We start from the raw sequence: 15,395 nt of genomic DNA, 5'->3' as shown, positions 1-15,395 counted from the left end.
GGGGAGGAACCCACATGAAGCGCATCACCGTCATCGCCGCCCTCGCCGCCGCGGCCCTGACCGCCGGCGCCGCCACCGCGGTCGCCACGGCCTCCGGCACCCCGGCCTCCGGGACCACGACGGCCCGCACCACGGCCGCCGACGGCCCGGCGGTCGGCAGCCCGGTGGCCGGCAGCCCGGCGGCCTCGCAGTCGTCCTCGCTCGCCCAGGCGGGCCGGGCGGCGCTGAAGGCCGTGCCGGGCGCCGTGGCCTCCATCGAGCGCGACGACGAGCGGCCCGGCTGGGAGGTGGACGTCCTCGGCAAGGACGGCACGTGGCACGAGGTCACGGTGCACGGCGACGGCCGGGTGAGCCAGAAGATCGACAGGGACGGGGAGGACGGCGTGGACCGCACCCTCCTGCGGACCGCGAGGTTCGACGCCGTCGAGGCGGCCACCCGGGCCGGGTCCGGGGTGACCTCGGTGGAGCTGGAGGGCAAGGTCTGGGAGGTGGAACGCTCGGGCAAGGCCCATGACGTGCACGTGAACCCGGCCACGGGCACGGTCACCGCGGCCCACGAGGACGACGACGACCACGAGGACGACGACTGACGCCGGCCGGACATGGCGGCCGGACCTGGCGTCGGGCCCGCGTGATGTACTGCGCGGATGACCGAATACGACGTGCTGCGCGTCTTCTGCGGGCCCGACGGCCGCCACGGCAACAGGCTCGGCGTCATACGCCACGGCGCGGCCGTCCCCGGGACGGCCGCGCGCCAGGCCGTGGCGCGCAAGCTGGGATTCAGCGAGACCGTGTTCGTCGACGACCCCGAGCGCGGCGCGATCGACATCTACACGCCGACGCTGCGGCTGCCGTTCGCCGGGCACCCGTGCGTGGGCACGGCCTGGCTGCTCGACGTGCCCGAACTGATCACCCCCGCGGGTGTGGTGGGCGCGCGGCTCGAAGGGGAGTTCAACTGGATCGAGGCGCGCCCCGAGTGGGCGCCGCCGCGCACCCTGCGGCGCCACGGCTCGGCCGCCGAGGTGGACGCCCTGCCCGTACCGCCGCCGGGCGAGTGGATCTACGCCTGGGCCTGGGAGGAGGAGGCGGCCGGCCGCATCAGGGCCCGCGCCTTCCCCGGGCGCGGCGACGGCATCGACGAGGACGAGGCGACGGGCGCGGCGGCGCTGCTGCTGACGGACCGCCTCGGCCGCGCCCTGAACATCGCGCAGGGGCGCGGCTCACAGATCCTGACAGCGCCGGGGCCGGACGGTCTGATCGACGTCGGAGGCCGCGTACGGCTGGAGGCCACGGAGCGGCTGTAGCCGCGGGACGGGGGAGCGGGCGGGGACGCGCGCCCCCGGCACAGCACCCGGCCGCAGCCCCGGTGGGCAGCCCCTGGTCGCGGCACCCGGCCGCAGCACCCGGCCCCAGGACCCGATCGCGGCACCCGGCCACAGCACCAGACCTCAGCCCCCGGTCGCAGCACCCGATCGCGGCACCCGGCCCCAGGACACCGCCCCAGGACCCGGTCAAGGCACCCGGCCGCAGCCCCGGCGCGGCCCCCGGGCCCCAGCACCAGACCTCAGCCCCCGGTCGCAGCCCCCGGCCTCGGCACCCGGCCTCAGCCGGCGGAGGTGACCCCCTCCACCAGCTCGTCCGCCGCCGCGTAGGGGTCCAGCTCCCCCGCCAGGACGCGCTCGGCCAGCGCCCCGAGCCGCCGGTCGCCGTGGAGGTCCCCGATCCGGGCCCGCAGGGCCGTCACGGCGATGGTCTCGACCTCGCCCGCCGCGCGCCGCAGCCGCCGCTCGGCCAGCACCCCGCGCTCCTCCATCCACGCCCGGTGCTTCTCCAGGGCCTCGACCACCTCGTCGACGCCCTCACCCCGGGCCGCGACCGTCTTGACGATCGGTGGCCGCCAGTCCCCGGGGGCGCGGGCCTCGCCGAGGCCCAGCATGTGCCCCAGCTCGCGGACCGTCGCGTCGGCGCCGTCCCGGTCGGCCTTGTTGACCACGTACACGTCGCCGATCTCCAGGATCCCGGCCTTGGCCGCCTGGATGCCGTCGCCCATGCCGGGCGCGAGCATCACCACGCTGGTGTCGGCCTGGGCGGCGATCTCGACCTCGGACTGCCCGACGCCGACGGTCTCGACCAGCACCACCTCGCACCCGGCGGCGTCCAGCACCCGGATCGCCTGCGGGGCGGCCCAGGCCAGGCCGCCCAGGTGCCCGCGGGTGGCCATGGAGCGGATGTAGACGCCGGGGTCGGAGGCATGCTCGGACATCCGCACCCGGTCTCCGAGGAGCGCCCCGCCCGAGAAGGGTGAGGAGGGGTCCACGGCGAGGACCCCGACCCGCTTCCCGGCCTTGCGGTACGCGGTGACCAGCGCGGAGGTCGACGTGGACTTGCCGACGCCCGGGGAACCGGTCACCCCGACCACGTACGCGCCTCCCGCCAGCGGAGCGAGCGCGGCCATGACCTCGCGCAGCTGCGGTGAGTCGCCCTCGATCAGCGAGATCAGCCTGGCCACCGCGCGCGGCCGCCCCTCCCGCGCCTGCTCCACCAGCGTGGGCACATCAGCCATCGCCGCTCCGCTCCCTTCTGCGTTGCTTATCGGGTTGCCTGCCGGGTCACTTACCGGGTCACTTACCGGGGCACCCGAATGATCAGCGCGTCCCCCTGCCCGCCGCCGCCGCACAGCGCCGCGGCGCCCACCCCGCCGCCCCGCCGCCGCAGCTCCAGGGCGAGGTGCAGCACGATGCGGGCGCCGGACATCCCGATCGGGTGACCGAGAGCGATCGCACCGCCATTCACATTCACCTTTTCGGAGGAAACCCCAAGATCCTTCATTGACTGGACCGCGACCGCCGCGAACGCCTCGTTGATCTCGATCAGGTCAAGATCCGCGACCTCGAGGCCCTCCTTCTTCAGCGCGTGGGCGATCGCGTTGGAGGGCTGCGACTGGAGGGAGTTGTCGGGCCCGGCCACATTCCCGTGGGCCCCGATCTCCGCGATCCACTCCAGGCCCAGCTCCTCCGCCTTGGCCTTGCTCATCACGACCACGGCGGCGGCGCCGTCCGAGATCGGCGAGGAGCTGCCCGCCGTGATCGTCCCGTCCTTGGTGAAGGCGGGCCGCAGCTTGGCGAGCGTCTCGACGGTGGTCTCGGGGCGGATGCCCTCGTCCTTGCCGATGACGACGGGCTCGCCCTTGCGCTGCGGGATCTCGACCGGGGTGATCTCGGCGTCGAAGATCCCGTTCTTCTGGGCCGCGGCGGCCCGCTGGTGGGAGAGCGCGGCGAACTCGTCCTGCTCGGGCCGCTGGATGCCCAGCCGGGTGTTGTGCTTCTCGGTCGACTCGCCCATGGCGATGCCCTCGAACGAGTCGGTCAGCCCGTCGTGGGCCATCGCGTCGAGCATCTGGATCGCGCCGTACTTGTGGCCCTCGCGGGACTTGGGCAGCAGGTGGGGGGCGTTGGTCATGGACTCCTGGCCGCCCGCGACCACGATGTCGAACTCACCGGCCCGGATCAGCTGGTCGGCCAGGGCGATGGCGTCGAGCCCGGACAGGCAGACCTTGTTGATCGTCAGCGCGGGCACCCGCATCGGAACGCCCGCCTTCACGGCCGCCTGCCGGGCGGGGATCTGCCCGGCACCCGCCTGGAGCACCTGCCCCATGATCACGTACTCCACCTGGTCGCCGCCGATACCGGCCCGCTCCAGCGCCGCCTTGATCGCGAATCCGCCGAGGTCCACCCCGGAGAAGGACCGCAGGCCGCCCAGCAGTCGCCCCATCGGCGTACGCGCGCCGGCCACGATCACAGATGTCCGAGTCATGGTGCGTCCTCCAGAGAAGAGGGAAGTTAACGAGGGTTATCGTCAATGTACTGAGGAGTACCCGCCGGGTCACCGTGCCACCGGTGTGATCGCGCGCACGTTGCGTAACCGCCCGTGCGAGGGGTGCACTGGGGACATGCTGACCAGAATCGACCACATCGGGATCGCCTGCTTCGACCTCGACAAGACCGTCGAGTTCTACCGTGCCACGTATGGCTTCGAGGTGTTCCACACCGAGGTCAACGAGGAGCAGGGGGTCCGCGAGGCCATGCTCAAGATCAACGAGACCTCGGACGGCGGGGCCTCGTACCTCCAGCTCCTCGAGCCGATCCGGGAGGACTCGGCCGTCGGGAAGTGGCTGGCCAAGAACGGTGAGGGGGTGCACCACATCGCCTTCGGCACCGCGGACGTGGACACCGACTCCGAGGCCATCCGCGACAAGGGCGTCCGGGTGCTGTACGAGGAGCCGCGCCGCGGCTCCATGAACTCGCGGATCACCTTTCTGCACCCCAAGGACTGCCACGGCGTGCTCACCGAACTCGTCACGGCGGCGCCCCGCACCGCGGCGCCCCACGCCGCGGAGGACCGCTCCGGGACCGCCGGGGAGTCCACCCCTCCGGCCACCCCTCCGTCCACCACTCAAGCGGACCACTGACCTTCCCCTTCCCCGGCCGGTAGAGTGCAACCTCGGCCGGGGTACGGGAACGAGATCGGAAAGGATCGGGGTCCGGCCCAGGCTTCGCCGATGATCTGACACCATTTCTTCGGAAGGGCTAGCTCCGGTCCGGCCGCCATGGCCGGACGCCAGGTCGGGACCGCGAGGTGCCACGTGGCACCCCCAGGTACGGAGCCGGCCGCCAACGCGACCAGGGGACGGATGGGACCGCGCAGTGCGGGGCTACGACCGCTACGAGCCTGACGACCACCTCTCGAAGTTCGAGGCCGAGATGGAGCGGCTGAAGACCGAGCGGGAGAAGGCCGTCCAGCACGCCGACGACCTCGGCTACCAAGTCGAGGTGCTGCGCGCCAAGCTGCACGAGGCGCGCCGCAATCTCGCGAGCCGCCCTGCCTACGACAGCGCCAACCTCGGCTACCAGGCCGAGCAGTTGCTGCGGAACGCGCAGATCCAGGCGGACCAGCTGCGCGCCGACGCCGAGCGCGAGCTGCGCGAGACCCGGGCCCAGACCCAGCGGCTGCTCCAGGAGCAGGCCGAACGGCAGGCCCGGCTCGAAGCCGAGCTGCACGCCGAGGCGGTGGCGCGCCGTCAGCGCCTCGACCAGGAACTCGCCGAGCGCCGCGCCACCGTCGAGTCGCACGTCAACGAGAACGTCGCCTGGGCCGAGCAGTTGCGGGCCCGCAGCGAGGCGCAGGCCCGCCGGCTCCTGGACGAGTCGCGGGCCGAGGCCGAGCAGGCGCTCGCCGCCGCCCGCGCCGAGGCACAGCGGCTGGCCGACCAGACCCGGGAGCGGCTGGGCGCGGAGGCCGAGTCGGCCCGCGCGGAAGCCGAAGCGATCCTGCGTCGCGCCCGTACGGAGGCCGAGCGGCTGCTGAGCACGGCCGGCGCCCAGGCGCAGGAGGCCGCCACCCACGCCGAGCAGCTGCGCACCTCCACCGCCTCCGAGTCGGACCAGGCGCGCAAGCAGGCCGCCGAGCTGACCCGGGCGGCCGAACAGCGCATGCAGGAGGCCGAGGCCGCGCTGCGGGAGGCGCGCGCCGAGGCGGAGAAGGTGGTCACGGAGGCCAAGGAGGCCGCCGCCAAGCGGCTGTCGGCCGCCGAGACGGACAACGAGCAGCGCACCCGGACCGCGAAGGCGGAGATCGCCCGGCTGGTCGGCGAGGCCACCAAGGAGGCCGAGGCGCTGCGCGCGGAGGCCGAGCAGCTGCGGGACGACGCCCGCGCCGAGGCCGAGCGGCTGATCGCCGAGGCGGAGGAGACCGCGCGCGCCAAGGCCGCCGAGGACTCGGCCGCCCAGCTGGCCAAGGCGGCCCGCAGCGCCGAGGAGGTGCTGACCCGGGCCTCGGAGAACGCGCAGGCCACCACGAAGGCGGCGGCCGACGAGGCGGAGCGGATCCGGGCCAAGGCGGAGGCCGAGGCGGACCGGCTGCGGGCCGAGGCGCACGACACCGCCGAGCAGCTGAAGGGCGCGGCGAAGGACGACACCAAGGAGTACCGCGCCAAGACCGTCGAGCTGCAGGAGGAGGCCCGCCGGCTGCGCGGCGAGGCCGAGCAGCTGCGCGCGGAGGCGGTGACCGAGGGCGAGCGGATCCGCGCCGAGGCCCGCCGGGAGGCGGTGCAGCAGATCGAGGAGGCGGCCGGCACCGCCGAGGAGCTGCTGGCCAAGGCGAAGGCCGACGCGGAGGAGACCCGCTCGGGCGCCACCGCCGAGAGCGAGCGGGTGCGCACCGAGGCGATCGAGCGGGCCGCGGCGCTGCGCCGGCAGGCCGACGAGGCGCTGGAGCGGGCCCGCGGCGAGGCCGAGGAGCTGGTGACCTCGGCCGAGACCCAGGCCGAGCAGGTCAGGACGGAGGCGGCGGACGCCGCCCGGCGGATCCGCGAGGAGGCGGAGGCGGTCGCCGCCGACCGCCGCGCGGAGGCCGAGGCCGAGCTGGCCCGGCTCCAGGGGGAGGCCGAGCAGCGGCTCGCCTCGGCCGAGCAGGCGCTGCGCGAGGCCCGCGAGGAGTCGGAGCGGCTGCGCCGGGAGGCGGCGGACGACACGGAGCGGCTGCGCGCCGAGTCCGCCGAGCGGCTGGCCGCGCTGCGCCAGCAGGCCGAGGCGGAGGCGGACCGGCTGCGTGACGAGGCCGTCGCGGACGCGTCGGACATGCGCGCCGAGGGCGAGGCGGTCGCGGTGCGGCTGCGCGGCGAGGCCGCCGCGGAGGCCGAGCGGCTGCGCACCGAGGCACAGGAGACGGCCGACCGGGTGCGGGCGGAGGCGAACGCGGCCGCCGAGCGGCTCGGGGCCGAGGCCGCCGAGGCGCTCGCGGCCGCCCAGGAGGAGGCGGCCCGCCGCCGCCGCGAGGCCGAGCAGACCCTGGGCGACGCCCGCGAGGAGGCCCAGCGGGAGCGGAGCCTGGCGCACGAGCAGAGCGAGGAGCTGCTGGCCGCCGCCCGCAACCGGGTCACCGAGGCGCAGGAAGAGGCGCAGCGGCTGGTCGAGGAGGCCGAGCGGCACGCGGCCGAGCTGGTGTCGGCCGCCGAGCAGACCGCGCAGCAGGTGCGGGACGCGGTCGCGGGGCTGCACGAGCAGGCCGAGGAGGAGATCACCGGGCTGCGTACGGCCGCCGAGCACGCGGCGGAGCGCACCCGCCACGAGGCGCAGGCCGAGGCGGACCGGGTCCGCGCGGACGCGCACGCCGAGCGGGAGCGGGCCGCCGAGGACGCGGCCCGGCTGCGGCGCGAGGCGCAGGAGGAGTCGGAGGCCGCCAAGGCGCTGGCGGAGCGCACGGTCGCGGAGGCGATCGCGGAGGCGGACCGGCTCACCGGCCAGGCCCGGGAGGAGGCCAACCGGCGCCGTTCGGACGCCGCCGAGCAGGCGGACCGGCTGGTCGCCGAGGCCACCCGCGAGGCCGAGCGGCTGCGCACCGAGGCCCAGGAGGTCCTGGACGACGCCCGGCGCAGCGCCAACAAGCTCCGCAACGAGGCGGCCGAGCAGGCCGACACGCTGGTCAGCGGCGCGACGGAGGAGGCCCAGCGGCTGGTCGCGGAGGCCAACGCGCGGGCGCAGCAGCTCCGTACGGAGGCGTCCGACGCGCGGGCGACGGCCGAGCAGGACGCGGCGCGCACCCGGGCCCAGGCCCGTGGGGACGCCAACAACATCCGCTCGGAGGCCGCCGCGCAGGCCGACCGGCTGGTCGGCGAGGCGACGAAGGAGGCCGAGCGGCTGCTGGCGGACGCCGGCACGGAGGCCGAGCGGCTGCGCACCGAGGCGGCCGAGACCGTGACGTCGGCGCAGCAGCACGCGGCGCGCACCCGCGCGGAGTCGGAGCGGGTGGCGGCCGAGGCGGCGACGGACGCGGAGCGGATCCGCTCCGAGGCGCGGGCCGAGGCGGAGCGTACGGTCGACGAGGCGCGCGAGGACGCCAACAAGCGGCGCTCGGAGGCGGCGGTCCAGGCCGACCGGCTGGTCACCGAGTCCACGGCGGAGGCGGAGCGGCTGACGGCGGAGGCGCGGGAGGCCGCGCTGCGGGCCGCGACCGCCGCCGAGGAGCAGGCCGACACGATGGTGGGCGCGGCCCGCAAGGAGGCCGAACGGATCGTCAGCGAGGCGACCGCGCAGGCGAACGGCCTGGTGGAGAAGGCGCGTACGGACTCCGACCGGATGCTCGGCGAGGCGCGGGGCGACGCGACCGCCATCCGGGAGCGGGCCGAGGAGCTGCGGGCCCGGGCCGAGGCCGAGGTGGAGGAGCTGCACGAGCGGGCCCGCCGGGAGTCCGCGGAGCAGATGAAGGCGACCGGGGAGCGCGTCGACAAGCTGGTCGCGGCGGCGACCGCGCAGCTGGTGAAGGCCGAGGAGAAGGCCAAGACGCTGGTCTCCGACGCCAACAGCGAGGCCAGCAAGGTCCGTATCGCCGCCGTGAAGAAGGCCGAGACGCTGCTGAAGGAGGCCGAGCAGAAGAAGGCGGACGCGACGCGGGACGCGGAGCGGGTGCGCGCGGAGGCGGAGGCCGAGGCCAAGCGGATCGTGGACGACGGCAAGCGCGAGCTGGAGCTGCTCAAACGGCGTCAGGAGGACATCAACGCGGAGATCTCCCGTGTCCAGGACGTGCTGGCGGCGTTGGAATCCTTCGAGGCCCCCGCGTCGGGCGGGTCCGGCGGAAAGGACAGCGGTGGGGTCAAGACGGGCGCCGGCGCGGGAAGCCGGGCGACGGGCAAGCGTTCGGACGGCTGAGCGGGTCCCGTACGGGTTCCGTGCGGGTTCCGTGCGGGGGTGCTAGAGACACGCCCGCAGCGTGTCCGTATCATCCCGACGAGTGACAAGCCATCCGTCTGCTTGCCACTCAAAAGGCTGGACATTGTGCAGATCGAACGGACGTTGACTCGATGACACGCCGTTTGGCCCCCTAGGATTCCCTCTATCACCTCACCGGTCTCTTTCGACAGGAACCCCATGAGCGACACTTCCTCCCCCTTCGGCTTCGAGCTCGTGCGGCGTGGATACGACCGCGGTCAGGTGGACGACCGCATTACCAAGCTCGTCGCCGACCGTGACAGTGCACTGGCCCGTATCACCTCTCTGGAAAAGCGCATCGAGGAGCTGCACCTCGAGACGCAGAACGCTCAGGCCCAGATCAACGACGCGGAGCCCTCGTACGCGGGGCTCGGCGCCCGCGTCGAGAAGATCCTCCGCCTCGCCGAGGAGGAGGCCAAGGATCTGCGTGAGGAGGCCCGCCGGGCCGCCGAACAGCACCGCGAGCTGGCCGAGTCGGCGGCCCAGCAGGTGCGCAACGACGCGGAGGCGTTCGCCGCCGAGCGCAAGGCGAAGGCGGAGGACGAGGGCGCCCGGATCGTCGAGAAGGCCAAGGGCGACGCGGCGACGCTGCGTCAGGACGCGCAGAAGGACGCGCAGCAGAAGCGCGAGGAGGCCGACACCCTCTTCGAGGAGACCCGCGCCAAGGCCGCCCAGGCCGCCGCGGACTTCGAGACGAACCTCGCCAAGCGCCGCGAGCAGTCCGAGCGCGACCTGGCCTCCCGTCAGGCCAAGGCCGAGAAGCGGCTGGCGGAGATCGAGCACCGGGCGGAGCAGCTGCGCCTAGAGGCCGAGAAGCTGCGTACGGACGCCGAGCGCCGCGCCCGCCAGACGGTGGAGACCGCGCAGCGCCAGGCCGAGGACATCGTGGCGGACGCCAACGCCAAGGCGGACCGCATCCGCAGCGAGTCCGAGCGCGAGCTGGCGGCCCTCACCAACCGCCGCGACAGCATCAACGCCCAGCTGACCAACGTCCGCGAGATGCTGGCCACGCTGACCGGTGCCGCGGTGGCCGCGGCCGGCTCCCCCAGCGAGGACGAGCCGATCTCGCGCGGTGTCCCGGCCCAGCAGAGCCGCTGACGCCGAGCACCAGCGATCCCCGGTGCCGGTGACGCCGGATCATCCGCCGGATCACCTCGTGCGATCCGGTCCGGACGTCAGCTGAGCGCGTCTCGTGCCCCGCGCCCGCCTCGTGCGGCGCGGGGCACGCGCATGAGGACGCGGTCTCGTCACGATCCGCTCTCGGCTCTCGCTTAACGGGAACCACGACTACACGGTTATCCTCCTAACCCGCACGGGGGCGAGCGCCCCGGATTCATCGCACGAGGGGCGGACAATGATCGAGGCAGTCGGCCTGACGAAGCGCTACGGCGCCAAGACGGCCGTGTACAACCTGTCGTTCCAGGTGCGGCCCGGGGCCGTCACCGGCTTCCTGGGACCCAACGGATCCGGCAAGTCGACGACGATGCGCATGATCCTGGGGCTCGACGAGCCCACCGCCGGCCATGTCACCGTGGGCGGCTACCCCTTCCGCCGGCTGCCCAACGCCCCGCGGCAGGTGGGCGCCCTCCTCGACGCGAAGGCCGTGCACGGCGGCCGCAGCGCTCGCCAGCACCTGCTGTGCCTGGCCCAGCTGTCCGGCATCCCGGCCCGCCGGGTCGACGAGGTGCTGGGCGTGGTCGGGCTGCAGAGCGTCGCGCGGAAGCGGTCCAAGGGGTTCTCGCTGGGCATGGGGCAGCGCCTGGGCATCGCGGCCGCCCTGCTGGGCGACCCGCAGGTGCTGCTCTTCGACGAGCCGGTCAACGGCCTGGACCCGGAGGGCATCCTGTGGGTCCGCAACCTGATGAAGCAGCTGGCCTCCGAGGGCCGCACGGTCTTCGTCTCCAGCCACCTGATGAGCGAGATGGCGCTGACCGCCGATCACCTGATCGTGATCGGGCGCGGGCAACTGCTCGCCGACATGAGCGTCAAGGACTTCATCTCCTACAACTCCGCGGACTTCGCGCGGGTCCGCACCCCGGACGGGGAGCCGGACCAGCGCGAGAAGCTGACCGCCGCGCTGAGCGAGGCCGGCGGCCAGGTGCTCCCGGAGCAGGACGGCGCGCTGCGGGTGACCGGCCTGCCGCTGCCGCGGATCAGCGACCTGGCGCACGAGGCGGACGTCCGCCTGTGGGAGCTCTCCCCGCACCAGGCGTCGCTGGAGGAGGCGTACATGCGGATGACGCAGGGCGCCGTGGACTACCGCTCGACCGTCGACCAGCGGGCGGGGCTGCAGGAAGCGGTGCCGGGCATGGCCCCGCAGGGCGCGCCGTACGGCTACGCCCCGCCGACCGCGGGCGGCGCGCCCGGCGGCTACCCGCCCGCGGGCGCCATGCCGGGCTACAACCCGCCGCCCGCGCCCCCCGGCCAGCCCGCCCAGGGCCAGCCCGCGCCCGGCCAGGCCCCTTGGCAGCCGCAGCAGCCCCAGGCCGGTCAGGGCATGCCCGCCGCCCCGCAGGCCGCAGCCCCGGCGCAGCCGCCGGCCGCTCCCCCGGCTCCGGCCGCCGCGCCGGCCGCCGCCGACATGAACAAGCGCGACAGCGAGGACGCCCGATGACCACCCCTTACCAGCAGCCGGCCCAGGGGACCCAGCCGCCCGCCCCGCCGCAGCCGCCCCAGCAGCCCGGACAGGCCCCCCAGGGCGCACCGCAGCACGCGCCCCAACAGCAGGCGCCCCACCAGCAGGCACCCCAGCACACCGGACAGGCACCCCAGGGCGCGCCGCAGCAGACGCCCCACCAGCAGGCGCACTACCAGCAGGCCCCGCAGGGCGCGCCGCAGCAGGGGTACGCCGCCGGGCCCGTCGCCGGGTACACCTCGCCGATCCCGATCCGGCGCACCCACCTGGGGCACGCCATCGCCTCCGAGTGGACCAAGATCAAGTCGGTGCGCTCCACGATCTGGACGCTGAGCGTCATGGTCGCGCTGGTCGTCGGCATCGGGCTGCTCGTGGCCAGCGGCACCAACGACAGCGACTACTCCGACACGCCGACCACCATCCCCGGTCTGTTCGGCACACTCCTCGGCCAGCTGTGCATCGTCACGCTCGGCGTGCTCGTGGTCTCCTCCGAGTACGGCACCGGGATGATCCGCACGACCTTCACCGCCTCGCCGCAGCGCTCGCGGGTGCTGACCGCGAAGGCCCTCGTCTTCTTCGCGGTGTCCTTCGTGACCACGACCGTCGCGCTGGCGCTGGTGGCCTGGATGAGCTCGGGGATGCACAGCGGGCCCGGCGTCCAGGAGCCGACGAGCAAGCAGATGATGGGGGCGACCCTGGGGGCCGGGCTGTATGTCTCCCTGCTCGGGCTCCTCTCGCTCGCGGTCGGCAGCATGCTGCGGCACTCCGCCGGCGCGATCACCACGATGCTCGGTGTGGTGCTGCTGCCGGCGATCCTCCCCGCCTTCCTGATGATGTCGAGCAGCCTGCAGACCCTGGGCGAGAAGATGCAGAAGTATTCCTCGCCCCAGTCGCTGGCCGCGCTCTTCCAGATCGACGACGAGCTCGGGACCGGCTGGTCGCAGCTGGGCGTGCTGGCCGGCATCACCTTCGCCGCGCTCGTCGCCGCGTACGCGCTGCTCGAGAAGCGCGACGTGTGACAAGCGGCGCATGAGGCCGCAGGGCTAATATCTCGGCGCGTTACGGGACCGCTGGAGCTTCGCGCTCCGGCGGTCCCGCGCGTTCCAGCAGGACTTGTGCCAGTGGCGGCGGTCGTCCACGCCGCTGTACTGCTGCCAGGCCACGATGTGCGGCACCCCGGGCGGGATCTCCTGGTCGCAGCCGGGGCAGCGGTAGTGCTTGGCGGCGGCGCCCCCGCCGATCTGGCGGACCACCCACTCCTCGCCCCGCCAGCTCTGTGTCGTCTCCAGCCCATAGCGGTCCGCGCGGTCCTCGTCATCGCGGCCGCTCGGATTCTCGCCGCCTCGCGGGCGGTTTCGGCGTGGGGACACGGGGCACCTCGAAGGACGCTGGGAGCTACTGACTGTGACCAGCGTACGCGTTACCGTCACGGTCCCCGAAAGCCGCATCCACAGGCGCCCTCCGATCATCATGAAAACTTCTTGCCAAGCCGTGCCCTTGGCACGTGTCAGGCGTTAATGCCTATGCGGGGGAGGGTGCCCGTGTCGGCGGCGTCGGCCGCAAGAGGAGGCAGATGGCAATGCGCGTGGGGGCTTTCATCCTCGCCGCCCAATTCCCGGGCCAGGGGCAGGGGGAGGCACTGCACCGGGCGGTCCGGTCCGCGTACGTCTCCGAGGAGGCGGGGCTGGACGCGGTGTGGCTCGCCGAGCACCACTTCGTCCCGTACGGCGTCTGCCCTTCCGCGGTCACGCTCGCCGCGCTGCTGCTCGGCCGCACCCGGAGCATAGGCGTCGGCACGGCCGTGAGCGTCCTGCCGACCGCGCACCCCGTCGCGCTGGGGGAACAGGCCGCGCTGCTCCATCTCGTCTCCGGGGGGCGCTTCACGCTGGGGGTCGGCCGGGGCGGGCCATGGGTGGACCTGGAGGTGTTCGGCACCGGCCTGCGGGCCTACGAGCGGGACTTCCCCGAGTCGCTGGACCTGCTGCTGCGCTGGCTGCGCGAACCGCGGGTGGCCGCGGCCGGCGAGCGGTACGCCTTCCGCGAGGTGCCCGTCGTGCCGCGCCCCGACGAGGCGCTGGGCGAGCGGACGGCGTCCGGGCCGCCCGTGATCGTGGCCTGTACCTCACCGCGCAGCGTGCGGCTGGCCGCCGAGCGCGGGTTGCCCATGCTGCTGGGGATGCACTGTGGGGACGACGAGAAGGCCGAGGTGGTCGAGCTGTGGCGGAAATCGGCGCTGGCCGCGGGCCGTTGTCCCGAGGAGGTGGCCGCGGTGGCGGCCGAGCATGTCTCGGCGGGGGTGGTGCAGATCGCTGACGCGCGCCCGGAGGCGGCGGAGACCCTCCTCAAGGCCATGCCCGGCTGGCTGCGCCAGGGGCTCGACGCGCATGTGACGGTGGACGGGCGGCCGCGCCGGATGCGCGATCCGCTGGCCTACGCCGAGCTGCTGTGCGGGCTGCACCCGGTCGGACCGCCGCGGCTGTGCGCGGACCGGCTGGCGGCGACGGCGGAGCGCACCGGCATCCGCCGCTTCGCGCTCCTGGTGGAGGGCTCGGGCGACCTGGCGGCCACGGAGGAGAACGTGCGCCGGCTGGGCGCGGAAGTGCTGCCGCTCCTGAGCTAGGCACTGTCCGGGCCTGGACACCCCCACGCTCAAGACATCTCCCCCTCCATTTCCCCCTCAGTGGAGCGGCAGCGGACGGTCGGGTCAGCAGTCGCGCAGCTCAGGAGACTGGTTCAGCAGCTGACCGCGGGGCGAGGTGAAGCGGGCCAGTCTCTCGTCGGCCGAGCCGTCCAACGGGAACACCGCCACCCGGTGGCAGTTCTGGAAGGCCAGCCGTACCCCGAAGTGGCGCTGCAGCGCGCCTCGTATCGCGTCGCTCGCGAGCGCCCGCAGCAGCTGGCCGCGGGCCTGCTCGTCCGGCGGCGGCGTCTGGTTGTCGGCGAACTCCCCGCCGTCGACCTTCAGCTGGGCCACCAGAGAGCTGATCATCTCCCATGCGTACGGTAGGGAGGTCCGGACGCAGTCGACGAAGTCGGCTTCGTCGACCTCGCCTCGCTCGGCCTGTGCAAGAAGGGCCGGTGAGACGTCGAGCGACATGGATTCTCCTCTCGCGACCCCCGTGACGGGGGTCTCAGGGACGGATGGGCAGACGGCGACGGAGCGTACCCGCATGACGACCGCCCGCTTCAACGGTAATTCGGCCACTGCGGGCGCACCAGGAGAATGCGTCCACAACCAGCCACCACTGAAGGGGCCCATCGCCGGACGAATCGCGTCGGCCGCCCGCCGTCGAGTAGCGTTGCCGACCATGCGTCTCGTCATCGCCCGTTGCTCCGTGGACTACGCCGGCCGGCTCACCGCCCATCTCCCCTCGGCACCCCGTCTGATCCTGATCAAGGCCGACGGCAGTGTGTCGATCCACGCGGACGACAGGGCCTACAAACCCCTCAACTGGATGTCTCCGCCGTGCACCCTCAAGGAGGGCGACGGCGATGTGTGGACCGTGGTGAACAAGGCGGGCGAGAAGCTCATCATCACCATGGAGGAAGTGCTGCACGACTCCTCGCACGAACTGGGGGTGGACCCCGGTCTGATCAAGGACGGGGTCGAGGCCCATCTGCAGGAGTTGCTGGCCGATCGTATCGAGACACTTGGCGATGGCTGGACGCTTATTCGGCGTGAATACCCCACTGCCATTGGCCCCGTGGACATTCTCTGCCGGGACGCGGACGGCGCGACCGTCGCGGTGGAGATCAAGCGGCGCGGGGAGATCGACGGTGTCGAGCAGCTGACCCGCTATCTGGAGCTGCTCAACCGCGATCCGCATCTGGCCCCGGTGAAGGGGATCTTCGCGGCGCAGGAGATCAAGCCGCAGGCGCGGGTGCTCGCCACGGACCGCGGCATCGGCTGTGTCGTCCTGGACTACGACGCGCTGCGCGGCGTCGAGGACGACAAGCTGCGGCTGTTCTGAGAGCCCTCTCCCTCCATCCACACACGC

At 73.6% G+C, this 15,395-nt stretch carries 13 protein-coding genes; 9 read left to right on the top strand and 4 right to left on the bottom strand.

The window, feature by feature from the left end; genetic code table 11:
- Positions 1-14: 14 nt before the first annotated feature.
- Complete coding sequence (locus BBH68_RS42045) at positions 15-590, top strand: PepSY domain-containing protein (protein WP_065964663.1); 576 nt, start codon at positions 15-17, stop codon at positions 588-590.
- Positions 591-647: 57 nt separating this feature from the next.
- Positions 648-1,304, top strand: coding sequence for a PhzF family phenazine biosynthesis protein (locus BBH68_RS20765; protein ID WP_065964661.1), 657 nt, complete (start codon positions 648-650; stop codon positions 1,302-1,304).
- Between the two features lie 299 nt (positions 1,305-1,603).
- On the opposite strand, the gene meaB is transcribed toward BBH68_RS20765, so the two are convergent.
- Together meaB and BBH68_RS20755 are read right to left on the bottom strand one after the other, a co-directional pair.
- Positions 1,604-2,563: a methylmalonyl Co-A mutase-associated GTPase MeaB gene (meaB, locus tag BBH68_RS20760; protein WP_065964660.1), complete on the bottom strand. Its 960-nt coding sequence runs from the start codon at positions 2,561-2,563 to the stop codon at positions 1,604-1,606.
- A 62-nt stretch (positions 2,564-2,625) separates the two neighbouring features.
- Positions 2,626-3,813 carry an acetyl-CoA C-acetyltransferase gene (locus tag BBH68_RS20755; RefSeq protein WP_065964659.1) on the bottom strand — a complete coding sequence of 396 codons (1,188 nt, stop codon included), beginning with the start codon at positions 3,811-3,813 and terminating at the stop codon, positions 2,626-2,628.
- 136 nt (positions 3,814-3,949) lie between these two features.
- Between BBH68_RS20755 and mce the strand changes: the two genes are divergently transcribed.
- The 5 genes from mce (at position 3,950) to BBH68_RS20730 (ending at position 12,416) form a co-directional block, all read left to right on the top strand.
- Entirely contained in the window at positions 3,950-4,468 is a 519-nt protein-coding gene (mce, locus tag BBH68_RS20750; protein WP_076970749.1) for a methylmalonyl-CoA epimerase, read from the top strand.
- 235 nt (positions 4,469-4,703) lie between these two features.
- On the top strand, positions 4,704-8,702 hold the full coding sequence (gene scy / locus BBH68_RS20745; RefSeq protein WP_065964657.1) for a polarized growth protein Scy: 3,999 nt from the start codon (positions 4,704-4,706) through the stop codon (positions 8,700-8,702).
- A 219-nt stretch (positions 8,703-8,921) separates the two neighbouring features.
- Complete coding sequence (locus BBH68_RS20740; RefSeq protein WP_065964652.1) at positions 8,922-9,860, top strand: coiled-coil domain-containing protein; 939 nt, start codon at positions 8,922-8,924, stop codon at positions 9,858-9,860.
- A gap of 256 nt (positions 9,861-10,116) precedes the next feature.
- Positions 10,117-11,376 (top strand): ABC transporter ATP-binding protein, encoded by a 1,260-nt coding sequence (locus BBH68_RS20735; protein WP_065964651.1) that lies wholly within the window; start codon positions 10,117-10,119, stop codon positions 11,374-11,376.
- Positions 11,373-12,416, top strand: a complete 1,044-nt coding sequence (locus tag BBH68_RS20730) for an ABC transporter permease (protein WP_065964646.1) — start codon at positions 11,373-11,375, stop codon at positions 12,414-12,416. Before BBH68_RS20735 ends, BBH68_RS20730 begins: the two co-directional genes overlap by 4 nt.
- Before the next feature lie 24 nt (positions 12,417-12,440).
- Here the strand turns inward: BBH68_RS20730 and BBH68_RS20725 are convergent, their stop codons facing one another.
- Positions 12,441-12,767: an ATP/GTP-binding protein gene (locus BBH68_RS20725; RefSeq protein ID WP_065964645.1), complete on the bottom strand. Its 327-nt coding sequence runs from the start codon at positions 12,765-12,767 to the stop codon at positions 12,441-12,443.
- Positions 12,768-12,976: 209 nt separating this feature from the next.
- On the opposite strand from BBH68_RS20725, the gene BBH68_RS20720 reads away from it, so the two are divergent.
- Complete coding sequence (locus BBH68_RS20720; RefSeq protein ID WP_065964642.1) at positions 12,977-14,017, top strand: LLM class flavin-dependent oxidoreductase; 1,041 nt, start codon at positions 12,977-12,979, stop codon at positions 14,015-14,017.
- 84 nt (positions 14,018-14,101) lie between these two features.
- Here the strand turns inward: BBH68_RS20720 and BBH68_RS20715 are convergent, their stop codons facing one another.
- Positions 14,102-14,494 carry an SCO5389 family protein gene (locus tag BBH68_RS20715; protein ID WP_065964640.1) on the bottom strand — a complete coding sequence of 131 codons (393 nt, stop codon included), beginning with the start codon at positions 14,492-14,494 and terminating at the stop codon, positions 14,102-14,104.
- A 211-nt stretch (positions 14,495-14,705) separates the two neighbouring features.
- Between BBH68_RS20715 and nucS the strand changes: the two genes are divergently transcribed.
- Entirely contained in the window at positions 14,706-15,368 is a 663-nt protein-coding gene (gene nucS, locus BBH68_RS20710; RefSeq protein WP_065964638.1) for an endonuclease NucS, read from the top strand.
- The last annotated feature ends 27 nt before the right edge of the window (positions 15,369-15,395 follow it).

The organism is Streptomyces sparsogenes, assembly GCF_001704635.1.
GTDB classification, from domain to species: Bacteria; Actinomycetota; Actinomycetes; order Streptomycetales; family Streptomycetaceae; genus Streptomyces; species Streptomyces sparsogenes.
The sequence above is the reverse complement of the archived record's forward strand: the minus strand, read 5'-3'. Positions and strand labels throughout refer to the sequence as shown.